General features: G+C 65.1%; 24 protein-coding genes, 1 pseudogene and 1 riboswitch. Of the genes and pseudogenes, 16 read left to right on the top strand and 9 right to left on the bottom strand.

Annotated elements, in window-relative coordinates; all coding sequences use genetic code 11:
* Positions 1 to 3: 3 nt before the first annotated feature.
* From EI171_RS42550 to EI171_RS42575, 6 genes are all read left to right on the top strand, one after another.
* A complete protein-coding gene (locus EI171_RS42550; RefSeq protein WP_161536705.1) occupies positions 4 to 1,119 on the top strand; it encodes a class I SAM-dependent methyltransferase in 1,116 nt (371 codons plus the stop codon).
* A complete protein-coding gene (gene pgeF / locus EI171_RS42555) occupies positions 1,119 to 1,886 on the top strand; it encodes a peptidoglycan editing factor PgeF (protein WP_161536706.1) in 768 nt (255 codons plus the stop codon). Before EI171_RS42550 ends, pgeF begins: the two co-directional genes overlap by 1 nt.
* A gap of 185 nt (positions 1,887 to 2,071) precedes the next feature.
* The gene (locus tag EI171_RS42560; RefSeq protein ID WP_011090181.1) at positions 2,072 to 2,698 is read left to right on the top strand and encodes a hypothetical protein; all 627 of its coding nucleotides are present in this window, start codon (positions 2,072 to 2,074) and stop codon (positions 2,696 to 2,698) included.
* A 194-nt stretch (positions 2,699 to 2,892) separates the two neighbouring features.
* The gene (locus EI171_RS42565; protein ID WP_028174674.1) at positions 2,893 to 3,846 is read left to right on the top strand and encodes a ribose-phosphate pyrophosphokinase; all 954 of its coding nucleotides are present in this window, start codon (positions 2,893 to 2,895) and stop codon (positions 3,844 to 3,846) included.
* Between the two features lie 307 nt (positions 3,847 to 4,153).
* Positions 4,154 to 5,182, top strand: a complete 1,029-nt coding sequence (locus tag EI171_RS42570; protein ID WP_161536707.1) for a putative zinc-binding metallopeptidase — start codon at positions 4,154 to 4,156, stop codon at positions 5,180 to 5,182.
* Entirely contained in the window at positions 5,179 to 6,213 is a 1,035-nt protein-coding gene (locus EI171_RS42575) for an ATP-grasp domain-containing protein (protein ID WP_161536708.1), read from the top strand. Before EI171_RS42570 ends, EI171_RS42575 begins: the two co-directional genes overlap by 4 nt.
* A 91-nt stretch (positions 6,214 to 6,304) precedes the next feature.
* Here the strand turns inward: EI171_RS42575 and EI171_RS42580 are convergent, their stop codons facing one another.
* Positions 6,305 to 6,895: a 6,7-dimethyl-8-ribityllumazine synthase gene (locus EI171_RS42580; protein WP_161536709.1), complete on the bottom strand. Its 591-nt coding sequence runs from the start codon at positions 6,893 to 6,895 to the stop codon at positions 6,305 to 6,307.
* Between the two features lie 76 nt (positions 6,896 to 6,971).
* A riboswitch (FMN riboswitch) is annotated at positions 6,972 to 7,147 on the bottom strand.
* A gap of 465 nt (positions 7,148 to 7,612) precedes the next feature.
* On the opposite strand from EI171_RS42580, the gene EI171_RS42585 reads away from it, so the two are divergent.
* Positions 7,613 to 8,113, top strand: coding sequence for a YbjN domain-containing protein (locus tag EI171_RS42585; protein ID WP_028174670.1), 501 nt, complete (start codon positions 7,613 to 7,615; stop codon positions 8,111 to 8,113).
* A 151-nt stretch (positions 8,114 to 8,264) separates the two neighbouring features.
* Entirely contained in the window at positions 8,265 to 9,137 is an 873-nt protein-coding gene (proC, locus tag EI171_RS42590) for a pyrroline-5-carboxylate reductase (protein ID WP_202633229.1), read from the top strand.
* 96 nt (positions 9,138 to 9,233) lie between these two features.
* On the opposite strand, the gene EI171_RS42595 is transcribed toward proC, so the two are convergent.
* From EI171_RS42595 to EI171_RS42615, 5 genes and pseudogenes are all read right to left on the bottom strand, one after another.
* Positions 9,234 to 9,638 (bottom strand): thioesterase family protein, encoded by a 405-nt coding sequence (locus EI171_RS42595; RefSeq protein ID WP_161536711.1) that lies wholly within the window; start codon positions 9,636 to 9,638, stop codon positions 9,234 to 9,236.
* 113 nt (positions 9,639 to 9,751) lie between these two features.
* A complete protein-coding gene (locus tag EI171_RS42600) occupies positions 9,752 to 10,018 on the bottom strand; it encodes a tautomerase family protein (protein WP_011090190.1) in 267 nt (88 codons plus the stop codon).
* Between the two features lie 55 nt (positions 10,019 to 10,073).
* Positions 10,074 to 11,594: a histidine--tRNA ligase gene (hisS, locus tag EI171_RS42605; protein ID WP_161536712.1), complete on the bottom strand. Its 1,521-nt coding sequence runs from the start codon at positions 11,592 to 11,594 to the stop codon at positions 10,074 to 10,076.
* 190 nt (positions 11,595 to 11,784) lie between these two features.
* Positions 11,785 to 12,308: pseudogene (locus EI171_RS42610) on the bottom strand (YegJ family protein).
* A gap of 230 nt (positions 12,309 to 12,538) precedes the next feature.
* Entirely contained in the window at positions 12,539 to 13,621 is a 1,083-nt protein-coding gene (locus tag EI171_RS42615; protein WP_161536713.1) for a branched-chain amino acid aminotransferase, read from the bottom strand.
* A 340-nt stretch (positions 13,622 to 13,961) separates the two neighbouring features.
* Between EI171_RS42615 and EI171_RS42620 the strand changes: the two genes are divergently transcribed.
* Genes EI171_RS42620 through EI171_RS42630 form a run of 3 tightly spaced genes read left to right on the top strand, consistent with a single transcriptional unit; the run spans position 13,962 to position 16,641 of the window.
* Positions 13,962 to 14,504, top strand: a complete 543-nt coding sequence (locus EI171_RS42620) for a MarR family winged helix-turn-helix transcriptional regulator (RefSeq protein ID WP_028174666.1) — start codon at positions 13,962 to 13,964, stop codon at positions 14,502 to 14,504.
* Positions 14,501 to 15,232: a response regulator gene (locus EI171_RS42625; protein WP_028174665.1), complete on the top strand. Its 732-nt coding sequence runs from the start codon at positions 14,501 to 14,503 to the stop codon at positions 15,230 to 15,232. Before EI171_RS42620 ends, EI171_RS42625 begins: the two co-directional genes overlap by 4 nt.
* 20 nt (positions 15,233 to 15,252) lie before the next feature.
* Entirely contained in the window at positions 15,253 to 16,641 is a 1,389-nt protein-coding gene (locus tag EI171_RS42630; protein WP_161536715.1) for an ATP-binding protein, read from the top strand.
* A 48-nt stretch (positions 16,642 to 16,689) separates the two neighbouring features.
* Here the strand turns inward: EI171_RS42630 and EI171_RS42635 are convergent, their stop codons facing one another.
* Positions 16,690 to 17,220 (bottom strand): DUF3617 family protein, encoded by a 531-nt coding sequence (locus tag EI171_RS42635; RefSeq protein ID WP_161536716.1) that lies wholly within the window; start codon positions 17,218 to 17,220, stop codon positions 16,690 to 16,692.
* A 44-nt stretch (positions 17,221 to 17,264) separates the two neighbouring features.
* Positions 17,265 to 17,558 carry a hypothetical protein gene (locus EI171_RS42640; protein ID WP_011090198.1) on the bottom strand — a complete coding sequence of 98 codons (294 nt, stop codon included), beginning with the start codon at positions 17,556 to 17,558 and terminating at the stop codon, positions 17,265 to 17,267.
* 181 nt (positions 17,559 to 17,739) lie between these two features.
* Here EI171_RS42640 and EI171_RS42645 point away from each other — a divergent pair, with 181 nt between their 5' ends.
* The 4 genes from EI171_RS42645 to EI171_RS42660 all read left to right on the top strand — a co-directional run bounded on the left by EI171_RS42645 (position 17,740) and on the right by EI171_RS42660 (position 20,479).
* Positions 17,740 to 18,204: a hypothetical protein gene (locus tag EI171_RS42645; protein ID WP_028174664.1), complete on the top strand. Its 465-nt coding sequence runs from the start codon at positions 17,740 to 17,742 to the stop codon at positions 18,202 to 18,204.
* A 119-nt stretch (positions 18,205 to 18,323) separates the two neighbouring features.
* The gene (locus EI171_RS42650) at positions 18,324 to 19,028 is read left to right on the top strand and encodes a ribonuclease T2 (RefSeq protein WP_028174663.1); all 705 of its coding nucleotides are present in this window, start codon (positions 18,324 to 18,326) and stop codon (positions 19,026 to 19,028) included.
* A gap of 124 nt (positions 19,029 to 19,152) precedes the next feature.
* Positions 19,153 to 20,013, top strand: coding sequence for a 23S rRNA (adenine(2030)-N(6))-methyltransferase RlmJ (locus EI171_RS42655; RefSeq protein ID WP_011090201.1), 861 nt, complete (start codon positions 19,153 to 19,155; stop codon positions 20,011 to 20,013).
* Positions 20,014 to 20,263: 250 nt separating this feature from the next.
* Positions 20,264 to 20,479: a cold-shock protein gene (locus EI171_RS42660; RefSeq protein WP_008544396.1), complete on the top strand. Its 216-nt coding sequence runs from the start codon at positions 20,264 to 20,266 to the stop codon at positions 20,477 to 20,479.
* Positions 20,480 to 20,567: 88 nt separating this feature from the next.
* Here the strand turns inward: EI171_RS42660 and EI171_RS42665 are convergent, their stop codons facing one another.
* Complete coding sequence (locus EI171_RS42665; protein WP_161536717.1) at positions 20,568 to 21,191, bottom strand: outer membrane protein; 624 nt, start codon at positions 21,189 to 21,191, stop codon at positions 20,568 to 20,570.
* A 245-nt stretch (positions 21,192 to 21,436) separates the two neighbouring features.
* Between EI171_RS42665 and uvrC the strand changes: the two genes are divergently transcribed.
* On the top strand, positions 21,437 to 23,497 hold the full coding sequence (gene uvrC / locus EI171_RS42670; RefSeq protein ID WP_011090203.1) for an excinuclease ABC subunit UvrC: 2,061 nt from the start codon (positions 21,437 to 21,439) through the stop codon (positions 23,495 to 23,497).
* The last annotated feature ends 30 nt before the right edge of the window (positions 23,498 to 23,527 follow it).

A 23,527-nucleotide genomic window follows, 5' to 3' on the forward strand; every position in this document is an offset into this window, starting at 1 on the left:
GCCGTGACCGAACAGCCGCTACTCAACGAGATCAAGGCGCTGATCAAATCCTCAGGCCCCATGCCGGTCTGGCGGTACATGGAACTGTGCCTGATGCATCCGCGCTATGGCTATTACGTCTCGCGCGATCCGCTCGGGCGTGAGGGCGACTTCACCACCGCGCCCGAGGTCAGCCAGATGTTCGGCGAGCTCCTGGGATTATGGACCGCGTCGGTGTGGAAGCAGATGGGCTCGCCGCAGTTTTTGCGGCTGGTCGAGCTCGGCCCCGGCCGTGGTACCATGATGGCGGATGCGCTGCGCGCGCTTCGCGTGCTGCCGCCGCTCTACCAGGCGCTTCAGATCCACCTGGTCGAGGTCAATCCCGTCCTGCGCGAACGGCAGAGTGCGACGCTGTCGGGCGCGCGCAACGTCGCCTGGCACGACAGCATCGACGACGTGCCCGAAGGCCCGAGCATCATCCTCGCCAACGAATATTTCGACGTGCTGCCGATCCACCAGATGGTGAAGCGCGAGAACGGCTGGCACGAGCGCGTGATCGAGATCGATCCCAACGGCAAGCTTCAGTTCGGCGCGGCCTCCGAGCCGACGCCGCGCTTCGACGTGCTGCTGCCGCCCCTGGTGCGCACCGCGCCGGTCGGCGCCGTGTTCGAATGGCGTCCCGACGGCGAGGTCATGAAGCTCGCCACGCGCGTGCGCGACCAGGACGGCGCGGCGCTGATCATCGATTACGGCCATTTGCGCAGCGATGCCGGCGACACCTTCCAGGCGATCGCGCGCCACACCTTTACCGATCCCTTGAAGGCGCCGGGCCAGGCCGACGTCACCGCCCATGTCGATTTCCAGGCGCTGGCGCGTGCGGCCGAGGATGTCGGCGCCCGCGTGCACGGGCCGGTGACGCAGGGCGACTTCCTCAAGCGCGTCGGCATCGACACCCGCGCGGCCGCCTTGATGCAGAAGGCAACGCCCGAGGTCGCCACCGACATTTCGGTGGCGCTGAAGCGCCTGACCGACACCGGGCGCAGCGGCATGGGCTCGATGTTCAAGGTGCTCGGCATCTCCGAGCCGCGGCTAACTGGCCTTGCCGGCCTCAGCGATCTCGAACACGCCGGAGGGAACTGATGACCCTCGCTTCGTCACTGCTGTCGGCGGTGCCAGGGCTGCGCCATTCCTTCTTCACCCGTGAAGGCGGCGTCTCCGGCGGCATCTATTCGGCGCTGAACGGCGGGCTCGGCTCCAACGACGATCAGGCCCTCGTCGCCGAGAACCGCCGCCGCATGGCCGAGCATGTCGGCGTGGCGCCGGAACGTTTCCTCAGCCTGCATCAGATCCACTCGCCCGACGTGCTCATTGCCGAGACGCCGTGGCCGAGCGGGCCGCGGCCGAAGGGCGACGCGCTGGTTACCAAGACGCCCGGCATCGCGCTCGGCGTCTCCACCGCCGATTGCGGGCCGGTGCTGTTCGTCGACCCCAATGCGCGCGTGATCGGCGGTGCCCATGCCGGCTGGAAGGGCGCGCTCACAGGCGTGCTGGAGTCCACGATTCTAGCGATGGAAAAGCTCGGCGCCACGCGCGGCGGCATCATCGCCGCGATCGGCCCGCTGATCCGGCAGGAGAGCTACGAGGTCGGCAACGAGTTCGTGGCACGCTTCATCGAGGCGGACGCGGACAACGCGATGTTCTTCATCCCGTCGGTGCGCGAGGGCCACGCGATGTTCGACCTCGCCGGCTTCATCCGGACGCGGCTGGAGGCCGCCGGCATCCTGATGATCGACGACCTCGGCCTCGACACCTACGCCGACGAGCGCTTCTTCAGCTATCGCCGCTCGGTGCATCGCAAGGAGCCGGATTACGGCCGCCACGTCCACGCGATCGCGCTCGAGGGGTGAACACACAGGCAACACGCCGTCATTCCGGGGCTCGCGAAGCGAGAACCCGGAATCATCGTGCAGCAATTTATGCGGAGAAATGGATTCCGGGTTCGCGCCAAGTGGGCGCGCCCCGGAATGACAGTGGGATGTGTCGCCCCTGCCCTAGACGTTAATGCGTTTTAACGATATCGCTGCCCTCCATAATGAGGGACGCGTCATTCATCCTGGGCCGCGCGGGTTCGCGCGTGCTGGCGGTCATGCTGCTGGCAGCGGCGACCGCGCTTGGCGGTTGCGCCGGCGGCGGCGGTGCCGCCAACTCCTATGCGATGGCGCCGAGCGCCGGCAGTGGAGCGACGGTGGCGTTCGAATCCATCGACGGGCCGCCGCCACAGGTGTTCGACCGCATGGTCGGCGTGCTCGACAGCGAATCCAAGCTGCGCAGCCTGTCCGTGGTCTCCCGCGAGGGGACGGCTGCCTATCGCGTGCGCAGCTACCTCTCCGCCCAGATCGTGCGCGGCAGGACCGTGATCGCCTGGGTCTGGGACGTCTACGACGCCAACCAGCAGCGGGCGCTGCGCCTCTCCGGTGAGGAACCCACCTCGGCCAAGGGTGGCCGCGATGCGACGCGCGATCCTTGGAGCGCCGCCGACGACCTGGTGCTGCGGAAGATCGCCCAGGCCGGATTCAGCGGACTTTCCAACATGATCAACGGCACGCCGGAGGCGCCGAGCGCTGCTCCGGGCCTGCGGGGACCTGCGGTGGCAAGCGTCACCCCGGAGGCTCCGGCACCGGAGATGCCGGCCTCGGCGCTCGGCTACGCCGAGCGATAACCCCCGCTAAACCACGGCCTCAAGTTGCGGCCAAACCGTTGGCCCGACTCAGGATTTTCAAAGGGAAAACGTAGCATCCCGGGTTGCCATTGCAGCCCCCGGCCTGATATTTCCTCGCCCGTCGTAACCGTGCTTCGAGTGGGTATTCCCAGATGTTGAACGTCCTATCCAGCAAAGCGCGGGAGGAAGCGTCCATGTCGGCCAAGAACGGCTCCATCAAGCTTGTCGCCGGCAACTCCAATCCGGCTCTCGCCCAGGCCATCGCGCAAGGCCTCCACCTGCCGCTGACCAAGGCGGTGGTCCGGCGCTTCGCCGACATGGAGATCTTCGTCGAGATCCAGGAGAACGTCCGCGGCTCGGATGCCTTCATCATCCAGTCGACCTCGTTCCCGGCGAACGACCATCTGATGGAGCTTCTGATCATCACCGACGCGCTGCGCCGCTCCTCGGCGCGCCGCATCACCGCGGTGCTGCCCTATTTCGGCTACGCCCGGCAGGACCGCAAATCGGGCTCGCGCACGCCGATCTCGGCCAAGCTCGTCGCCAACCTGATCACGCAGGCCGGCGTCGACCGCGTCATGACGCTCGACCTGCATGCCGGCCAGATCCAGGGCTTCTTCGACATCCCGACCGACAATCTCTACGCGGCACCGCTGATGGTGCGCGACATCAAGGACAAGTTCGACCTGTCCAAGACAATGGTGATCTCGCCCGACGTCGGCGGCGTGGCCCGCGCGCGCGGCCTCGCCAAGCGCATCAACACCCCGCTCGCCATCGTCGACAAGCGCCGCGAGCGGCCGGGTGAATCCGAGGTCATGAACGTGATCGGCGACGTCGCCGGCTACACCTGTATCCTGGTCGACGACATCGTGGACTCCGGCGGCACGCTGGTGAACGCGGCCGACGCGCTGATCGCCAAGGGCGCCAAGGACGTCTACGCCTACATCACGCACGGCGTGCTCTCCGGCGGCGCGGCCGCCCGTATCACGAACTCCAAGCTGAAGGAGCTCGTGATCACCGACTCGATCCTGCCGACGGACGCGGTGAGCAAGGCGCCGAACATCCGCACGCTCCCGATCGCCAGCCTGATCTCGGACGCGATCGCGCGCACCGCCGCGGAAGAGTCGGTGTCGAGCCTGTTCGATTGATTTTTCTTCGCCTCTCCCCGCTTGCGGGGAGAGGCCGGAATTCGAAGCGCGGATTCCGGGTGAGGGGGACTCTCCGCAAGTCTTCACTCTCACCGTCCCTGTGGAGACTCCCCCTCACCCCACCCTCTCAGCGCGAGCGAAGCTCGTCGCGGCCCCGCATCCGCCTCGCCAAGGCTTCGGCGGGCAAGAGCGGGGCGAGGGAGCGCGCGACGCTTGCGTCCCTTACGACCTAGTCCCACGGGTTGTTGCCAACCGCGGCCCATGACATCATCCGGACGCCGAGTCATCTCTGCCCTCTGGATGCCTGATGCCACGCCGGAAATTTGCCTGGGAGAAGCTGTCGGACGACGAATTGCTCGAGCAACGTCTCAGCAGCCTGAGGGTTACGGTCGAAGGCACCTGGCTCGAGGATTGCGTCGGCACGCTCCACGAGGAGCTCGAAGAGCGGGGCATCCGGCTGCGGCCGCACACATGGATCTCGAGCGAATGGTTCAGTCCGGGCGATGTACCCGGCATCGCAATCCCCTTCTATCTCGCCCATCCCCGCCTGATGAAGCTCGAGAAGAAGATGATGTTCGACGTCGAGGGCGGAACCTGGCGCGAGTGTATGGCCATCCTCCGTCACGAGGCAGGCCATGCCATCCAGCACGGCTATCAGCTGCAGCGCCGCCGGCGCTGGCAGCAGCTGTTCGGTCCGTCGTCGAAGCACTATCCGCGCTACTACCGGCCCAATCCGGCGAGCCGGCGCTACGTCCAGCATCTCCGGCTCTGGTACGCGCAGAGCCATCCTGACGAGGATTTCGCCGAAACTTTTGCGGTGTGGCTGCGGCCGCGTTCGAACTGGCGAACACGATATGCCGGCTGGCCGGCACTGAAGAAGCTCGAATATGTCGACGAGCTGATGGGCGAGATTGCGGGAAAGCGGCCGCTGATCACGACACGGGAGCGTGTCGACCCGTTGAGCAAGCTCGGCCAGACGCTCGAAGACCACTACAAGAAGAAGCAGGCGTTCTACGCCTTCACGCCGCCGAAGACCTACGACCGCGACCTCTCGAGGCTGTTTTCCGCCGATCCACGGCATCACCGCTCAAAACCGGCTTCGAGCCTGATCAGACGGCACCGCGCCCAGATCAGGCAATTGGTCGCGCGGTGGACGGGCGAGAACCAGCTCACGCTCGATGCCGTGCTTGACGACATGATCTCCCGCTGCCGCGAGCTCGATCTGCGCGCGGTCGGCCCCGAACAGAAGCTCGTTCTCGATTTCACCGTCCTCGTGACCGCCAAGACGATGCACGCGCTGTTTGGCCCGTCTCGGCGCAAATGGATCGCGCTATGAGACGCTTGCGTATTCTGGTCCTGATGCATCCGGATTTCATGCCTCCGGATTCAAGCGACGGATACACCGCGCAGGAAATCAACGCATGGAAAACGGAATACGACGTGGTGAGCACCTTGCGCGCGGCCGGCCACGAGGTTCGCGCCCTCGGCGCGCAGGACGAAATCAAGCCGGTGCGCGAGGCGATCGAGGAGTTCAAGCCGCACGTGGTTTTCACGTTGCTGGAGGAATTCCACAACAACGTCGCCTACGACCAGCACATCGCCAGCTATCTCGAGCTGATGAAGGTCCCGTATACCGGGTGCAATCCGCGCGGCCTGATCCTGGCGCGCGGCAAGGATTTGTCCAAGACGCTGGTGCATCACCGCCGGATCGCGGCGCCGGCCTTCGCCGTCTTCCCGATGCGCCGCAAGGTGAAACGCCCGACGCGCCTTGCGCTGCCGCTGATCGTCAAGAGCCTGAACATGGACGGGTCCTTCGGCATCTCGCAGGCATCGATCGTCGATACCGACGAGAAGCTCGCGGAACGGGTCGCCTTCATCCACGAGCGGGTCGAATCCGCCGCGATCGCCGAGCAGTTCATCGAGGGGCGCGAGCTTTACGTCGGCGTGCTCGGCAACAACCGGCTGCGCGTCCTGCCGATCTGGGAACTGAAATTCGGCAGCATGGGCGGGCGCAGGTCACGGCACATCGCCACGGAGAAAGCCAAGCACGACACCGACTATCAGGAGAAGGTCGGCATCGTCGACGGGCCGGCGAAGGACCTCGCGCCCGAAGTCACCGCGCGCATCCAGCGCGCCGCGAAACGCATCTACCGAGCGCTTGGCCTCGACGGCTACGCCCGTATCGATTTTCGTCTCGCCGCCGACGGCACGCCGTATTTCATCGAGGCCAATCCCAACCCCGAGATCGCCAGGAGCCAGGAGTTCGCCACGGCGGCTCAACATGCCGGGCTCAAATATCCGGATCTCCTGCAGCGCATCCTGGCTCTCGGAATAAGCCGGGCCAAGGCGGGGGTGTCGCTGGGGTGATGCAAGATGGCAGCGATCATAGAGTAACCCCTCATCCTTCGAGACGCGCTACGCGCTCCCAGGGATGAGGGGTGATGGTCGTTGCGTTGGGTTAGGCAATTCCCGCCGCGACCTGGCCGCGCAAACGCTCCAGGCCTAGCAGCGTGTTGGCGCAGGCTTCCGCGACCTCGACGCCCTTGATCGCAAAATGCCTGCGGAAGAAATCGTAGTGCACTTCGGTCTCGTGGAATTGCTGCGGCGTCAGCACCGCCAAGAACACCGGCACCTCGGTGCGCAGCTGCACGTCCATCAGCGCCTTGATCACGGTGTCGGCGACGAACTCGTGGCGATAGATGCCACCGTCGACGACGAGGCCGGCCGCGACGATCGCGGTGTAGCGCCGCGTCTTGGCGAGGATCTGCGCGTGCAGCGGGATCTCGAACGAGCCCGGCACCTCGAACACGTCGACATGGGTGAGGTGGCGCGCCTCGGCCTCCTTCATGAAGGCGATGCGGGCCTCCTCGACCACGTCGCGGTGCCAGCAGGCCTGCACGAAGGCCACCCGCTGCGGCTTTGCAAAACGCGGATGCTCGATTGCCGGCGGGTCCACGGGAACCGGCGGCTGGGTCGTCTCGGCAGTTTCGGCTTTGGAAGTTTGGACTTGGGAAGTTTGGACTTGGGGATCTTGCAACATCTGATTCATGGCTTTCCTCAGTTAAGGACCAGAATCAGGGCACACGGAACGACAAACAGCCGCACCTTGCGATGCGTCTGCCACCGACCGTTCTCTTTCATCCGGACTTTAACCGTCGGCTTCGGAGTTGCACCGAATCTGCTGACCCTTCCCTCTCAAGGGGTCCCCGAGGGAATCCCTATCAAGGAGAAGGCGCTCGCGGGCTTAGGCCTTTCGGCCCTTACCGCCGGTGGGGACTTTCACCCCGCCCTGAGAACTTATCCACCCGATATGGGTGGACTATTTCGAATTATGACGAACAGGGAGGCGGCCAGCAAGAACCTTCCTTATGGGTACTACGCATGTGCCTATGACGTCAGGGCGAAACTCTGCGAAAATCCTGCGGGGCAGAAGGTCGAACAGGGCGGGACCTATCCGGACCCGCAAGGAGGGCACCGGCACATGGAACGCAGCAGGCGCCGGCCGATCCGATTCCGGTTTGTTCTCCTCCGTTAAGAATTGTGGCGGAGATGAGCTGTGGACGAACGAGTCCTGACTTGTGGACGGACTCGGCAGCCAGTTGCGCAGATTCCGCAAATCACATCAGTTGATCCGCGACAAGCCCGCGCTGATCCCGGGATCGCGAGAGCGACGCCAAGGGGATCGCCTTAGCAATATTAAGGGAGCGCGCGCCGGACCAACCGCGTGCGTATCAAAGACAACAAGAAGGCAAGAGGTCGAGACGGCATGTCCCTGCTCGAAGGCGCTATCGATTCCAGAAATCACCCGCTCGCGGTGGTCGAGGATATCGCTGCCAGCAACAACTGGCCGTTCGAACGCTCCGGCGAAGACGAACTCACGATTGTCTCGAAGGGACAATGGACCGACTACCAGCTCTCCTTCACCTGGATGGGCGGGATCGAGGCGCTGCATCTGGCCTGCGCGTTCGACATGAAGATTCCGGTCGCACGGCGGAGCGAAGTGCAGCGGCTCGTCGCCGCCGTCAACGAGCAGTTGTGGGTCGGCCATTTCGACCTGTGGACCAACACCGGCATGGTCATGCACCGCCAGGCCCTGGTGCTGCCGGGCGGACTCACCGCCTCGACCGCGCAATGCGAAGCCATGCTCGCCGGCGCCATCCACGCCTGCGAGCGCTACTTCCCGGCGTTCCAGTTCGTGGTGTGGGCGGGCAAGACCACGACGGAAGCGATGGACGCGGCGATGTTCGACACGGTGGGAGAGGCGTAGGGCCTCTCGTGACGTAAGGGCGCTCCCTCCCCACGTCATCCCGGACAAGCGCGCCCAAAGCGCGCGCAGATCCGGGATCCATACCGCGTGATTTCGTTTGTGGCACGCGGCTTGTTGCCAACAGCTGCATCCACTAGAAACATTCGTGGTTATGGGTCCCGGCCTTCGCCGGGACGACACCGAATTTGTGGTGACCACAGTGGCGAACAGCACTCTTCAAAACATCACCGGCACCATCCTTCTCGCCGGCGCCGGCAAGATGGGCGGCGCGATGCTGACCGGATGGCTGGCGGGCGGACTCGATCCGCGCCGCGTCGCGGTGGTCGACCCGCACATCGCACCTGAGATCAGCGCGCTTGCCGCCAAGGGCGTGGCGCTCAATCCCGATGCGAAGGCGGCAGGCCAGGTCGAGACGATGGTCGTCGCGGTGAAGCCGCAGATGTTCCGCGAGGCCGGCGCGAAGCTGAAGCCCTTCGTCTCGGAGAAGACCTCCGTGGTCTCGATCATGGCGGGAACCACGATCGCCTCGCTTCAGGAGGTCTGCGGCGGCGCTGTCGTGCGCGCGATGCCGAACACGCCGGCCGCGATCGGCCGCGGCATCACGGTGGCGGTTGCGGCGAACAACGTCAGCAGCGCGCAACGCGCGGTGGCCGACGCGCTGCTGCGCGCCACCGGCTCGGTCGAATGGGTCGAGGATGAGAGCCTGATGGATGCGGTGACCGCGGTGTCCGGCTCGGGACCGGCCTATGTGTTCCTGCTCGCCGAGGAACTTGCGCGCGCCGGTGTCGAAGCGGGATTGCCCGAGGCGCTGGCGACGAAGCTCGCGCGCGAAACGGTGGCAGGCTCGGGCGAGCTGCTGCATCAATCCGAGCTTCCCTCCGGCACGCTGCGCCAGAACGTCACCTCGCCCGGCGGCACCACGGCCGCAGCGCTCGGCGTGCTGATGGGCGAGCCCGGCCTGCGCGACCTGATGATCCGCGCGATCGCAGCGGCGACGCAGCGGTCGAAGGAATTGGCGAAGTAGCAAGATGCCGTAGGGTGGGCAAAGCGAAGCGTGCCCACCACATCTGTCTCGCACGCTGAGCAATGGTGGGCACGGCGCTCCGCGCCTTTGCCCACCCTACGATTTCGAGCCTGCCCCGAGCCGCTTGTTGAACATCTCGACATTGACGAGCCCGCGCGCGTGGCGGCCCTCGCCGAGCTTGCGCGTGCCCTCGAACGCCTCGACTTCGAAACGGATGACGCGGCGCTCGACCGCGACCACCTTCGCGGTGGTCCGCACCGTCGCGCCGACTAGGGCGGCTGCGAGATGGCGGATGTCGACCTCGGTGCCGACCGTGACCCAGCCCGGCTGAAGCGCAGGGCGGATCGCATCGCCCGACGTCATCTCCATCTCGAGGATCATCATCGGCGTCGCATAGACAAAAGGCATGCCCGGCACGAAGTGCCCGACCGTGCGCTCCGCTGGGACCACCAGCGTGCGCTCCGCGCTCATGCCTGTCGTGATGAAGTCGCGTGCGTCCATGGTGCTTGCTCGTCATTCCGGGGCGCGCGAAGCGCGAACCCGGAATCCAGAAGTTTACAGCTCGAGATTCCGGGTTCAGCCCTGACGGGCTGCCCCGGAATGACGCTAACGCGTCACTTCTTCGCGGCGGCCGCGCGCTCCACGAACGTCTTGCCGCCCTTCATCTTGTGGCGGAGCGGGGCTTCGTTGATCTGGATGACGACGGCATCGGCGTCGACGCCGAGATTCTTCACCAGCGCCTGCGTGATGTCGCGCATCATGCCGGCCTTCTGTTCATCGGTGCGGCCTTCGGCCATGCTGACGGTGATCTCAGGCATCGTTTTCTCCCTGCTGCTGTCGTCATGATCGGGCTTGTCCCGATCATTCAAAGTCGTGTGCATCAAACAGGACGTGGATGCCCGGGACAAGCCCGGGCATCAGGCGATGCGCGAATAGCTAGCCCCAGCTCACGTCATGGCGCGCCAGCACCTCGCGCACCTTTGCGACGAGATCGGCTTCGCTGCACGAGAACTGCGCCGGGCGGGTCTCGCGCCATTCCTGGTTGGAAGCAATCGCAGCGGCCGCTTTCGCGCCTTCGATCAGGTCCTTGATCTGCAGCTCGCCGCGCGCCTTTTCGTCCGAGCCCTGGATGATGACGCAAGGGCTGTTGCGGCGGTCGGCATATTTGAGCTGGTTGCCCATGTTCTTGGGATTGCCGAGATAGAGCTCGGCGCGGATGCCGGCGGTGCGCAGGCTTGCCACCATCTTCTGGTAGTCGGCGACGCGGTCGCGGTCGAACACGGTGACGACGACGGGACCGAACTCGGGCCGCGTGTCGAGCTTGCCGAGCAGCGTCAGCGCGGCCTGGAGCCGCGACACGCCGATCGAGAATCCGGTCGCCGGCACCGGCTCGCCGCGGAAGCGCGAAACGAGGCCGTCGTAGCGGCCACCGCCGCCGACGGAGCCGAAGCGTACCGGGCGGCCCTTCTCGTCCTTGGTGTCGAGCAGGAGTTCGACCTCGTAGACGGGGCCGGTGTAGTATTCGAGGCCGCGCACAACGGAGGGGTCGATCTTGATGCGGTCCGCACCGTACCCCGACGCCATGACCAGCTTGGCGATCTCTTCCAGCTCGCTCACGCCGGCCTGACCAACTTCGCTCTTGGCGAGGTAAGCTTCCGCCGCGGCAATGGCTTCTTTCCAATCGTCGCGCGGTTTGGTGATGGCCAGAACAACGTCGGCCTCCGCCGCGCTCAAATTGGCGCCTTTCGTGAAGTCGCCCTTGCCCTCTTCGCCACCATCCCACCTGCCGGGACCGAGCAATTTACGCACCTCATCGGCGGGAAACTTGTCGAGCTTGTCGATTGCGCGCAGCACAGTCAGCCGGCGTGCGGCATTCTCGTCGCCGGCAAGTCCAATGGCTTCCAGAACACCGTCGAGCACTTTTCGGTTGTTCACCTTCACCACGTACTGGCCGCGCTGAACGCCAAGCGCCTCCATCGTGTCCGCGGCCATCATGCAGATCTCGGCATCCGCCGCCGGCGTTGCCGAGCCGACCGTGTCGGCATCGAACTGCATGAACTGGCGGAAGCGGCCGGGGCCGGGCTTCTCGTTGCGGAAGACGTAGCCGACGCGGTAGCTGCGGTAGGGCAAGACCAGACCGTCCGTCCCGTAGCGCTCGCCGACATAGCGGGCGAGCGGCGCGGTCAGATCGTAACGCAAGCTAATCCACTGCTCGTCGTCGTCCTGGAACGAGAACACGCCCTCGTTCGGGCGGTCCTGGTCGGGCAGGAACTTGCCGAGCGCGTCGGTGTATTCCATCGCCGGCGTCTCCACCGGCTCGAAGCCGTAGAGCTCGTAGACGGCGCGGATCTTCTCGACCATCTCGCGCGTCGCCCGGATCGCGGCGGGATCGCGATCCTCGAGCCCGCGCGGCAGGCGCGCCTTCAGTTTCTGGGGTTTTTTGGGTTTTTCGGCCATGCGCGGCGTTTACCAGCCGACGCGCGAGGCGGCAACCGGGGCGGCAAGCCGGGGGGCCCCAAGTCCACCCGCCTCGGCGTCATTCCGGGGCGATGCGCAGCATCGAGCCCGGAATCTCGAGATTCCCCGGTGCGCAACTGCGCACCTCAGGTCTGGTCCTTCGGACCATCCCGGAATGACGACTGCTTCCCTACGGCTGCTCCATGCGCGCCCGGAGGGCGTCCGCATCCGCCTTCGGCAGCGACTTCAGCGTCGGCTTGATGGTTTCGCCGCCGACGATCTTGCCGTTGCGCATGAACATCCAGTCCGAGATGTCGGCTTCGCTGAATGTGACCTTATCGCCTGCCCGCTTGCCGGGCAGATCACGCGGTTCGTTGGCGAACACGCCCGAATAGCCCCCGTTCGGCAGTTTCTTCACCTCGGCCATCCAGATGTGCTCGCCGCCCTTGCGGGTCGAAAAGCGCACTTTCAGGGCGTGCCCGGTTTCCGACGGCTTGGGCGCCTCATAGGAGGCCCAGAAGGTCGGGAGGGTGTCGCGGGCGCGTGCGATCGCGGTGTTCATCTCGGGGTCGGTGGTGCGCACATCGACAACGGGCGAGCGTCTTCGGCTGCGACCTCCGGCTTGGGGCCGATGGTCAGGATGCCGAAGACGGTGATGCCGGTGATTGCGGCGAGGACGACCCATTTCAGGGGCTGGGAAAGCGTGGATGCCATGATCGCGATGTCCGAATGCCTCGATGTCTCGGGCTTTGTCGCGGGATCGTGGCGGGGCGTTCATGATGCCCGCTCTTCGCCTCTCCCCGCTTGCGGGGAGAGGCCGGAATGCGCGCAGAACGCGCGGATTCCGGGTGAGGGGGACTCTCCGCGAGTCCAACTGCCAGCGTCCCCGTGGAGACTCCCCCTCACCCCGACCCTCTCCCCGCAAGCGGGGAGAGGGAGAAAAATCAAAACACCTTGCGGATCCAGTTGTGGGGATCGTTGGTGCGGCCGTACTGGATGTCGACGAGCTGCTTGCGCAGGCCCATGGCGACCGGGCCGGCGACGCCGCCGCTGATCTCGAAATCGCCGCTCACCGAGCGCACCTTGCCGATCGGCGAGATCACCGCCGCGGTGCCGCAGGCGAAGGCTTCCTTCAGCTTGCCGCTGGCCGCATCCTTGCGCCACTGGTCGAGCGAGTACGGCTCCTCGCGCACCGCCTTGCCGGCATCCTTCGCCAGCGCGATGATGGAGTCGCGGGTGATGCCGGGCAGGATCGTGCCGAGCGGCGGCGTCGACAGCGAGCCGTCCTCGAACACGAAGAAGATGTTCATGCCGCCGAGCTCCTCGACGTAGCGGCGCTCGATCGCATCGAGGAAGACCACCTGATCGCAGCCGTGCTGAATGGCTTCCGCCTGCGCACGCAGACTCGCGGCGTAATTGCCACCGCACTTGACGGCGCCGGTGCCGCCGACCGCGGCGCGCGTGTAGTTCTCCGAGACCCAGATCGACACCGGCGCAGGTCCGCCCTTGAAATAGGAGCCGACCGGTGAGGCGATCACCGCGAAGATGTATTCGGACGACGGCTTGACGCCGAGGAAGGTCTCGCTCGCGATCATGAAGGGGCGCAGGTAAAGGCTGCCCTCGCCGCCCGGCATCCAGGCGCGATCGATGCGCACGACCTGCTCGACCGCCTCGATGAAGACGTCTTCGGGCAGCTGCGCCATCGCCATGCGATCGGCCGAGTCCCTGAAGCGCCGCGCATTGGCGTCGGGGCGGAACAGGTTCACGCCGCCGTCGTCGCGCTTGTAGGCCTTGAGGCCCTCGAAAATTTCCTGGGCGTAGTGCAGGACGGCGCCGGCCGGATCGAGCTGGAAGTTGGCGCGCGCCTCGATGCGCGCCTCGTACCAGCCGCCCTTGGCCTGGTTGTAACGGACGATCGCCATGTGGTCCGTGAAGACCCGCCCGAAGCCGGGGTCCACCAGCTTGGCGACGCGGTCCTTTTCTGGGGTAGGATTGGATGCGGGCTGGATGTCGAATTTCATGCTCATGTCCTTGGCTCCCGCTGCCGGTAGCGGCGCTGTTCTGGCGCCCGCCTGCCCTGTTTCGGGTCCGGCTGGCTTGATTAGAGTTGTGGCCGGGCCACCGCCAGCCTTGTTACGGCCGGTTTCCGTGGCCAGCATGTCGCCGAGGACATGCTTTTGCGGAAGGCGGAAGTCCAGTATGTTTTGTCGAAATGCCGCTCGACAATCGCACGGTAGATCTGATCCGGCCGTCGCCGCCTGTCCGGCTCTCTCCGGCCGCCTCAGCTTCGATGCCACCCGACGCGAAACGATCTAAAATTTCGTGCGGGCTGATCGTTTTGTAACATTGAACCCAAGATACGTCAATATGCCTGACATAAATTTCGCGACTCCCCCTCAAGACGCTGCCGAGCCCCGGCCGGCGGCAGGCGATGGAGGCAATTTGCGCTGGGATATCATCGAGCTGCTGTTCTTCGCCTATCGCGACTTCGTCGGCGATCCCGACCAGGAGCTGGAGGCGTTCGGCTTCGGCCGGGCCCATCACCGCGTCATGCACTTCGTCTACCGCTATCCCGGGCTCAAGGTCGCCGATCTCCTCGACGTCCTGCGCATCACAAAACAGTCGCTCGGCCGGGTGCTCAAGCAGCTCCTGGACGAGGGCTATATCGTGCAGAAGACCGGCGACAATGACCGCCGCCAGCGCCTGCTCTACGCAACGCCGAAGGGCGAGGCGCTGGTGCAGAAGCTCGCCGGGCTCCAGACCACGCGGATCACCAAGGCGCTCGCCGAGATGGCGCCGCAGGATGCGGAGACCGTCAAGCGCTTCCTGCGCGCGATGATCGACCGCGACGATCCGGACAAGGTGCTCGAGACGATCTTCGCCTCCGTCAATCAAGACCCAAAGGAGTGACCGTGCCACTCGCTGCCACGCTCGCCCGTCCGCCGGTGCAACCGGCCGACGACGCCCCGCATCTCCTGCTGGTCGACGACGACCGCCGCATCCGCGATCTGCTGTCGCGCTTCCTCGCCGGCGAAGGCTATCGCGTCTCGACCGCGGCGAGCGCCAGCGATGCGCGTTCGAAGCTCATGGGCCTGCATTTCGACCTCCTGATCCTCGACGTCATGATGCCTGGCGAGACCGGCTTCGACCTCGCCCGCTTCATCCGGACGTCCTCCTCGGTGCCGATCGTGATGCTGACGGCGCGCCACGAAGCGGAAGCCCGCATCGAAGGCCTTCAGATCGGCGCCGACGACTACGTGGCAAAGCCGTTCGAACCACGCGAGCTCGCGCTGCGCATCAACAACATCCTCAAGCGCGCCGCCCCGCCGCCGCAGGCAGCGGTGGTGGAGAAGATCGCGTTCGGCCCCTACGTCTACCATCTCGATCGCGGCGAATTGCGCCAGGGCGAAGAGGTCATTCACCTCACCGATCGCGAGCGCGAGATGCTGCGGATTCTCTCGGAGACGCCGGGCGAGACCGTGCCGCGCAGCGCACTGACCGGCAATGGCAGCGTTAACGAGCGCGCCGTCGACGTGCAGATCAACCGCCTCAGGCGCAAGATCGAGACCGATCCCGCCAATCCGCTGTTCCTCCAGGCGGTGCGCGGCATCGGCTACCGCCTGGTGGCCTCGCCTTAAACCGCAGTGAAGCGCGACCGATGAGCACGATCGATACCGGCCTGACGCTGCTGAAGAGCGCCGCCGGCCGCGTCTCCGCCGCCAATGGCTGGATGGGCAATGCGTTCAAGGGCTGGATGCCGACCGGCCTGTATGCCCGTGCGCTCCTCATCATGATCGTGCCGATGGTGATCCTGCAATCGGTCGTCGCCTTCGTGTTCATGGAGCGGCACTGGAACACGGTGACGCGCCGCCTGTCGGCCGCAGTGGTGCAGGACATCGCCGCGCTGATCGACATCTACAAGGGCTATCCGCAGGACAAGGACCGCGACCAGATCCGCCGCATCGCGCAGCAACGCCTCGGACTCGTGGTCGACTTCCTGCCCGCCGGCGACATGCCGCCGCCAGGACCAAAGCCGTTCTTCTCGCTGCTCGACCAGACGCTGTCGGTACAGCTCGGCCGCCAGATCGGGCGCTCGTTCTGGATCGACACGGTCGGCCGCTCCAACCTCGTCGAGATCCGCATCCAGCTCGACGACGCCGTGATGCGCGTGTTCGCGCAGCGCAGCGCCGCTTACGCTTCGAACTCGGAGATCTTCCTGTTCTGGATGGTCGGCACGTCCTCGATCCTCTTGATCGTCGCAGTGCTGTTCCTGCGCAACCAGATCAAGCCGATCCTGCGCCTTGCCGATGCCGCCGAAAGCTTCGGCAAGGGCCGCGAGGCGCCGAACTTCAGGCCGCGCGGCGCGCGCGAAGTGCGACGCGCGGCGGTCGCCTTCCTCGAGATGAAATCGCGCATCGAGCGCACGATGGAGCAGCGCACCGCGATGCTGGCCGGCGTCAGCCACGACCTGCGCACCATCCTGACCCGCTTCAAGCTCGAGCTGGCGCTGATCGGCGACAGCCCGGAGCTCGAGGGCATGCGCAAGGACGTCGACGAGATGTCGATGATGCTGGAGGACTACCTTGCGTTTGCCCGCGGCGATTCCGGCGAGCAGTCGCAGCCGACCGACATGGCGCAGGCGCTCGAGGAGCTGCGCAGCGATGCCGAACGCCACGGCCACGCTGCAACCGTCGCATTCAACGGATTGCCGGTGGTGACAGTGAAGCCGGCCTCGTTCAAGCGCTGCCTCGCCAACCTCGTCACCAATGCGGCGCGCTACGGCAAAAGCATCGCCATCACCGGCCAGCGCGATCACCGTTACCTGACCGTCACGGTCGACGACGATGGCCCCGGCATTCCCGCGCATCTGCGCGAAGAGGTGTTCAAGCCGTTCCTGCGGCTGGACAACGCCCGCAACCAGGACGAAGGCGGCACGGGCCTTGGCCTTGCCATCGCCCGCGACATCGCCCGCTCGCATGGCGGCGACATCACGCTGGGCGATAGCTCGATGGGCGGATTAAGGGCGAGCGTGCGGATACCGGTGTAGCTGCCGTAGCCCGAATTTCGCTACGCTCCATCCGGGCTACAATCTCGCCTACTTCGGCAGCAGCGCCTTCAGCTTGTCCATGTCGCGCACGTTCATCTTGAAGCCGCCGGGCATCACGATGTCGCCGGGCTTCTGGTCCGGCTTGCAGGCGCCGAGCCATTTCGCTTCGAGCGTCATGGTGGTGTCGCGTCCCGCCGCGCCGGCGGCGCCGCCTTGCGCGTGCGAGGTGGTCTTCACCGTATAGGCCGAGTTGAAATCGCCCGTGATCTCGGCGTGCGAGGTGGTGCTGATGCCGGCGACGCTGCACTCGGAATCGCTGACATAACCGGTCGCGGTCTTCTTGATGTCCTGCTTGGCGCAGATCTGCTTGGCCATCGGGGAGACGTTGTTGTTCATCTCCTTGTCGACGGTCTCGTCGGTGCAGTGCTGCATGGTCATTTCCGGCATCTGCGAGCCGGTCCTGACCATTTTCAATTCCCACAGGCCGGCCTTGCGCACCGGCAGATCGTCGGCACTGGCGCCGCCTGCCGACACCACAAGGCAAAGGGCCGAGCCGAGCAAAGCAAGTTTGCGCGTCATGTGGGAAGCTCCCGGCTGAGAGATCGCTGCGTTACGAAAACGCCTCAGTACAGCGTGCGGATCGGCTGGTTGGCGGCGCCATAGGGCACCCAGCGGCAGGAGAACGAGATGTAGCCGCCCTCATAGGCCTGCACGCCGAGGAATTTGACGACCTTGCCGTACCGCGCGCAATGATCGACCGCGACCTGCCGCGCATCGACCTGATTGGCCATCGAATAGGCGATGATGCCGCCGGTGTCGTTGCCCTTGAACGGGGGCACAGGAAGGATATCGGCGCGCGCCGACTGGCCCGCCATCATACCCAGGGCAAGAAGGCCCGCGGCCGCAATGATTCGCATTCCCGTTACTCCAATTGGTTGGCGCCAGTTTACGGTGCCGGGACGGAAGTGAAAAGAACTGAAGCCCTGTCGGATGCGACGTTCTGGTCAACTCCTGGCCAAGTGTTGCCGCGCTGCACTTGACCTCACCCGCCCTTCGCGGCACCGTCCGACCTCCGCAGATCATCTGTCTGGATTGCCCATGCGCGCCTCGACCTCCCTGAAATCGCTCCGCTTTGCCGCCGTGCTCGGCCTCATGTTCGGGGCGCTGTCGCTCGGTGAGGCCAGGGCCGCCAATCCGCTGGAGCTGAATTTCTGGCTGAGCGGACCGCGCTATGACGGCAATGTGGCAGATTGCGACAAGGCGCTGCCGACGATCGCCACCCAGTTCTGGGAGAAGGAAAGCGCCTTCTGGAATTCCTCGTTGAAGATCACCGGCTTCTCCGCCGTGCACGAGACCGCGTTCCGACCCTGGCAGTCCGACAATATTCCGCGCCGCTATTGCACCGGCGAGGCCATGCTGAACGACGGCAAGGTGCGCAAGGTGCATTTCTCGATCATCGAGGATGGCGGCTTCGCTGGTTACGGCAATGGTGTCGAATGGTGCGTGGTCGGGCTCGACCGCAACTGGGCCTACAATCCGGCCTGCCGCGCCGCCAAGCAGTAATTCGACAGCCCTGATTCGGACCGGGCCACCGGCCTGACGAGGGCCGCCCGAATTTTGTTCTTGAAATGTTCTCATCGCCTGCTAGGCTCGATTGCACAGTCTAGTTGAGGGGCGTCGCCATGTTTCATTCCAGATTGCATTCGTTCTCCCGCCTGATGATCTCGCTGACCCTGGCCTTGACCTTTGCCGCCGGGCTGGTCTTGCCGGCGGGCGTCGCGACAGCGCAGGACAGGCGGCAGAACGCGCCCGGCGAATTCGATTTCTATGTGCTGTCGCTCTCGTGGTCGCCCTCCTTCTGCGAGGAGGCGGCGGAGCGCGGCGGCCGCTCCCAGATCCAGTGCAGCGGCCGGCCCTATTCCTTCGTGGTGCACGGGCTGTGGCCGCAATATGAGAACGGCTTCCCGGAATATTGCCAGCGGCCGGCGCCGCGGCTGAACCGCAGCATCGTCTCCTCGATGCTCGACCTGATGCCGGCGCCGGGCCTGATCTTCAACGAGTGGGACAAGCACGGCACCTGCTCGGGGCTCGCCGACCGCAGCTATTTCGAGACGATCAGGAAAGCGCGCGCCGCGATCAAGATTCCGGCCGAATATCTCGAATTGTCGCAGGCCAAGACCGTGGCGCCTGCCGACGTCGAGGAGGCCTTCATCAAGGCCAATCCGGGCCTCGGCAGCGCCGCCGTCTCGGTCACCTGCAACCGGACGCGGCTGTCCGAGGTCCGCATCTGCCTCAGCAAGGACCTGCAATTCCGCGCCTGCGAGGAGATGGACCGCCGCGCCTGCCGCCGCGACCAGGTGACGATGCCGCCGATCAGGGGTGGGTAGCTGCTAAATCAGCTCCGTCATTCCGGGGCACGCGAAGCGTGAACTATGGTGCGCAGTTCGGTGCTACGTACCGCCCCGGAATGACGGGAGTTACTTTCATCGCGCGATGTCGTAACTCTCCGCCATGAACTACCGTCACGCCTTTCATGCCGGCAACTTTGCCGATGTCATCAAGCACATCGTGCTGGCGCGCATTCTCACTTATTTGCAGGACAAGCCGGGGGCGTTCCGCGTCATCGACACCCATGCCGGCGCCGGCCTCTACGATCTCGAAAGCGACGAGGCGCGGCGCGGTGGCGAATGGCTGACCGGCATCGCGCGACTGATGCAGGCGCGCCTGTCGAACGAGACCGCGGCGCTGACAAAGCCCTATCTCGACATCGTCCGCGCCTTCAATCCGAAGGGCGAGCTCAAGGCCTATCCGGGTTCGCCGCTGATCGCGCGCGGCCTGCTCAGGCCGCAGGACCGCCTCGTCGCCTGCGAACTCGAGCCGAAGGCACGCAAGGCGCTGATCGACGTGCTGCGCCGCGACGAGCAGGCACGCGTGGTCGATCTCGACGGCTGGGTGGCACTGCCGGCCTTCGTGCCGCCGAAGGAGCGGCGCGGGCTCGTGCTGATCGACCCGCCGTTCGAGGCAAAGAACGAGTTCGAACGGCTGGGCGAAGCCTTCTCGGAGGCTTTCGCAAAATGGCCGACCGGTATCTATGTAATCTGGTATCCGGCCAAGAGTCGGCGCGCCACCGATGCGCTGGCACAGCTCGTGGCGCGGCTCGCAGCCGCAGCAAAGCCACCGGGCAAATGCCTGCGCCTCGAGTTCAGTGCCGCGCCGCAGCTTGACGGCGCAGCCCTCACCTCCACCGGACTGCTGATCGTCAATCCCCCTTACACGCTGCATGGCGAGCTCAAGACGATCCTGCCCGAGCTCGAAATGCCGCTCGGCCAGGGCGGCGCTGCCAGATTCCGATTAGAGGTGCCGAGGCCGTAACACTCCGGCATTCTTGGGAAAAATATGCAGGAGCCGTAGTCAATCTGCAAAGAACCGTATTATGCTATTTCCGTGACTGGCTTTACGTTCCGCTTCCGCGAATGGTTGCGGCGGAGTGAAGGCCTAAGAAAGATCCGGCCGGACCGAAAGGTCCGCCCAAGGATGGCCAGCTCCCGGGCTCCGTACGGCCCGGTCATGTCGTGACGTGAGTCTGCGTCACGACGGAGGAGCAATGAGGGGGAGTTTCCCGATGGCCATGACGGGAACGGTCAAGTTCTTCAACGGCGAGCGCGGCTACGGCTTTATCAAGCCGGATGACGGCGGTCGCGATGTCTTCGTTCACATCACTGCTGTGGAGCGAGCGGGACTGAAGGACCTTGCCGAAGGACAGCGTATTACTTTCGAAGTCGAACCGGACAAGAAGGGGAAGGGACCGAAGGCGGTCAATTTGGTCATCCTCTCCTAGCGGGCCTGACGCAAAAAAACCTGGCGCAAAAAAAGTCCCGGCCGCGAGCGGCCGGGAGGTTATTGTCCGGTATTTTCTTATTTGGCTATCAGAAGTGATAGTTGACGCCTGCGCGCACAACGCTGGCGGTATAGCCGTTTGACACGCCTGTAATTGCGAACTGACTCGTCGACAGATCGATGTAGAGATATTCGAGCTTGGCGCTCCAGTTCGGCGCGAGGCCGACTTCCGCACCGGCACCGATGGTCCAGCCGGCGCTGGTGTGCGACTCCGTCCAGCCGAAGGTCTGCGCGCGCAGTTCGCCGAAGGCGAGGCCGGCGGTGCCGTAGAACAGCACGTTGCTGAAGGCATAGCCGGCGCGGCCGCGCAGGGTGCCGAACCACGGATTGGAGAACTTCCACGGCGCGAAGGTGTCGTCGGCGCCAGCGGCCTGGATGTCGCCCTCGACGCCGAACACCCACGGGCCGTTCTGGAAATTGTAGCCGGCCTGAACGCCGCCGACGAAGCCGGACGGCTTTGAGGGATTGTTGTCGACCGAGCCCCACTCATAGCCGATGTTGCCGCCGAGATACGGACCGGCCCAGCTATAGGCGTTCAGCGGCTGGTTGACGGTATAGGGGGCACGCTGCCCGTAACTGAGATCGGCGGCCTCTGCCGAAGCTGTCCAGCCGGCGGCAACCAACGCGGCTGCGCCCACAACGAGCCTCTTCATCACACACTCCAACGCAACTGCCGCAACCGGTGCGATGCCGGCGCCGCCGCGCCATGTCGCATGGTTACGGAACCAAGACCTTTTCGCGTAAGATTTATCGAGAGTTTTAAGTTAAAGGGCTGTTAAGACCCGTTACCGCGCGCTTAACAGACTTAAGGAAGCGTTACCGGGAACTGCGCCGCCATCCTGTGCGTGCAGCATGGCCGGAACTTCAAATCGGTCCCCCCAGCGCCTAAATTCGTCCCATGGTTCACGATTCCACCGACGATCCGGACGACACCCGCGTTCGCAAATCAAGGCGCGGCACAGCACTGGATGCCCCGCCCCAGGAGACGGCACCGCCGGACCTCGATCCCGCCACCACGGGCGGCGACGACGAGGACGACGCGCTTCTGCCTGACATCCTGGAAGAGAGCGGCGCAGTCGGCGAAGAACCGCTGGCGAGCGGCCACGAGGCGATCGAGCGCGCGGTCCGGCTCGCGCCGACCTCGCCCGGCGTCTATCGCATGCTCAACGCGAATGCCGACGTGCTCTATGTCGGCAAGGCCAAGAACGTCAAAAAGCGCCTGTCCAACTACGCGCGCCAGAGTGCGCCGCAGCCGGCGCGCATCCTGCGCATGATCGCAGCCACGGTGACCGTGGAGATCGTCTCGACCAACACCGAGACCGAAGCGCTGCTGCTGGAAGCCAACCTCATCAAGCAGCTCCGGCCGCGCTTCAACGTGCAGCTGCGCGACGACAAGTCGTTTCCCTATATCCTGATCACCGGCGACCACTGGGCGCCGCAGATCCTGAAGCACCGCGGAGCGCAGACCCGGCCCGGACGCTATTTCGGCCCGTTCGCCTCCGCAGGTGCCGTCAACCGCACCATCACGGCGTTGCAGCGCGCGTTCCTGATCCGCTCCTGCACCGATTCCTTCTTCGAGAGCCGCAGCAGGCCCTGCCTGCTCTACCAGATCCGCCGCTGCGCCGGTCCCTGCACCCGCGAGATCGATTTCCCCGGCTATACGACCCTGGTGCGCGAGGCGACCGACTTCCTCTCCGGCAAGAGCCATGCGGTGAAGCAGGAGCTCGCCGGCGAGATGGAGAAGGCGGCCAACGAGCTCGAATTCGAGACCGCCGCGCTCTACCGCGACCGCCTTGCCGCGCTGTCGGCGATCCAGTCGCAGCAGGGCATCAATCCGCGCACGGTAGAGGAGGCCGACGTGTTCGCCATCCACCAGGAGGGCGGCTTCTCCTGCGTCGAGGTGTTCTTCTTCCGCACCGGCCAGAACTGGGGCAACCGCGCCTATTTCCCGCGCGCGGAGAAGACCTTTACGCCCGAAGAAGTGCTCGGCTCCTTCCTCGCCCAGTTCTACGACGACAAGCCGCCGCCGAAGAACATCCTGCTTTCGCATGAGATCGAGGAGAGCGAGCTGCTTGCCAACGCGCTGTCGATCAAGGCCGGCCACAAGATCGAGGTCACCGCGCCGAAGCGCGGCGAGAAAAAGGAGCTCGTCGCCCATGCGCTGACCAATGCGCGCGAGGCGCTGGGCCGGAAGCTCGCGGACACCGCGACGCAGGGCCGCCTGCTCGACGCCATGGCGACGACGTTGAGCCTGCCGCATGCTCCCAAGCGCATCGAAGTCTACGACAACAGCCACATCCAGGGCACCAATGCGGTCGGCGCCATGATCGTCGCGGGCCCGGACGGCTTCGTGAAGAACCAGTACCGCAAGTTCAACATCAAGTCGGAAGGGCTCACGCCCGGCGACGACTACGGCATGATGCGCGAGGTGCTGGAGCGCCGCTTCAAGCGCCTCATCAATCCGCCCGAGGAGGGCGCCAAGGTCAAGGACGACGATTTTCCGCAATGGCCCGACCTCGTGATCATCGACGGCGGCCGCGGCCAGCTCAACGCCGTCCGGGAGATCTTTGCAAATCTCGGCCTGACCCAGGTGTCGCTGATGTCGGTCGCCAAGGGGCCGGACCGGGATGCCGGCCGCGAGACCCTGTTCATGCCGGAGCGCGAGGCGATCAAGCTCGAGCCGCGCGACCCCGTGCTCTATTTCATTCAGCGTCTGCGCGACGAGGCCCACCGCTTCGTCATCGGCTCGCACCGCAAGCTGCGCAAGAAGGACATCCGCGAGGCCGGTTTGCAGGAGATTCCGGGCATCGGCCCGTCACGCAAACGTGCCTTGCTGCATCATTTCGGAACCCTGAAGGAGATCGAACGGGCCTCGATCGCCGATCTCGGCAAGGTTCCGGGGGTGAGCGCCGAAAGCGCCCGCAGGATTTTCGAGTATTTCCATCCCCAGCCGGGGTGAACTAAGGGGTCCGCAGTCATATGGTCGTCG

The sequence above is a fragment of the Bradyrhizobium sp. LCT2 genome (assembly GCF_009931255.1).
Classification (GTDB): Bacteria; Pseudomonadota; Alphaproteobacteria; order Rhizobiales; family Xanthobacteraceae; genus Bradyrhizobium; species Bradyrhizobium diazoefficiens.

Coding starts and splice junctions, on each gene's coding strand:
- EI171_RS42665 (WP_161536717.1), bottom strand. CDS start 21,191: ATGAAGAGGCTCGTTGTGGGCGCAGCCGCGTTGGTTGCCGCCGGCTGG.
- EI171_RS42660 (WP_008544396.1), top strand. CDS start 20,264: ATGGCCATGACGGGAACGGTCAAGTTCTTCAACGGCGAGCGCGGCTAC.
- pgeF (WP_161536706.1), top strand. CDS start 1,119: ATGACCCTCGCTTCGTCACTGCTGTCGGCGGTGCCAGGGCTGCGCCAT.
- EI171_RS42615 (WP_161536713.1), bottom strand. CDS start 13,621: ATGAGCATGAAATTCGACATCCAGCCCGCATCCAATCCTACCCCAGAA.
- EI171_RS42620 (WP_028174666.1), top strand. CDS start 13,962: ATGCCTGACATAAATTTCGCGACTCCCCCTCAAGACGCTGCCGAGCCC.
- EI171_RS42570 (WP_161536707.1), top strand. CDS start 4,154: ATGCCACGCCGGAAATTTGCCTGGGAGAAGCTGTCGGACGACGAATTG.
- EI171_RS42585 (WP_028174670.1), top strand. CDS start 7,613: ATGTCCCTGCTCGAAGGCGCTATCGATTCCAGAAATCACCCGCTCGCG.
- uvrC (WP_011090203.1), top strand. CDS start 21,437: ATGGTTCACGATTCCACCGACGATCCGGACGACACCCGCGTTCGCAAA.
- EI171_RS42600 (WP_011090190.1), bottom strand. CDS start 10,018: ATGCACACGACTTTGAATGATCGGGACAAGCCCGATCATGACGACAGC.
- EI171_RS42560 (WP_011090181.1), top strand. CDS start 2,072: ATGAGGGACGCGTCATTCATCCTGGGCCGCGCGGGTTCGCGCGTGCTG.
- proC (WP_202633229.1), top strand. CDS start 8,265: ATGGGTCCCGGCCTTCGCCGGGACGACACCGAATTTGTGGTGACCACA.
- EI171_RS42650 (WP_028174663.1), top strand. CDS start 18,324: ATGTTTCATTCCAGATTGCATTCGTTCTCCCGCCTGATGATCTCGCTG.
- EI171_RS42635 (WP_161536716.1), bottom strand. CDS start 17,220: ATGACGCGCAAACTTGCTTTGCTCGGCTCGGCCCTTTGCCTTGTGGTG.
- EI171_RS42640 (WP_011090198.1), bottom strand. CDS start 17,558: ATGCGAATCATTGCGGCCGCGGGCCTTCTTGCCCTGGGTATGATGGCG.
- EI171_RS42575 (WP_161536708.1), top strand. CDS start 5,179: ATGAGACGCTTGCGTATTCTGGTCCTGATGCATCCGGATTTCATGCCT.
- EI171_RS42630 (WP_161536715.1), top strand. CDS start 15,253: ATGAGCACGATCGATACCGGCCTGACGCTGCTGAAGAGCGCCGCCGGC.
- hisS (WP_161536712.1), bottom strand. CDS start 11,594: ATGGCCGAAAAACCCAAAAAACCCCAGAAACTGAAGGCGCGCCTGCCG.
- EI171_RS42565 (WP_028174674.1), top strand. CDS start 2,893: ATGTCGGCCAAGAACGGCTCCATCAAGCTTGTCGCCGGCAACTCCAAT.
- EI171_RS42580 (WP_161536709.1), bottom strand. CDS start 6,895: ATGAATCAGATGTTGCAAGATCCCCAAGTCCAAACTTCCCAAGTCCAA.
- EI171_RS42645 (WP_028174664.1), top strand. CDS start 17,740: ATGCGCGCCTCGACCTCCCTGAAATCGCTCCGCTTTGCCGCCGTGCTC.
- EI171_RS42595 (WP_161536711.1), bottom strand. CDS start 9,638: ATGGACGCACGCGACTTCATCACGACAGGCATGAGCGCGGAGCGCACG.
- EI171_RS42655 (WP_011090201.1), top strand. CDS start 19,153: ATGAACTACCGTCACGCCTTTCATGCCGGCAACTTTGCCGATGTCATC.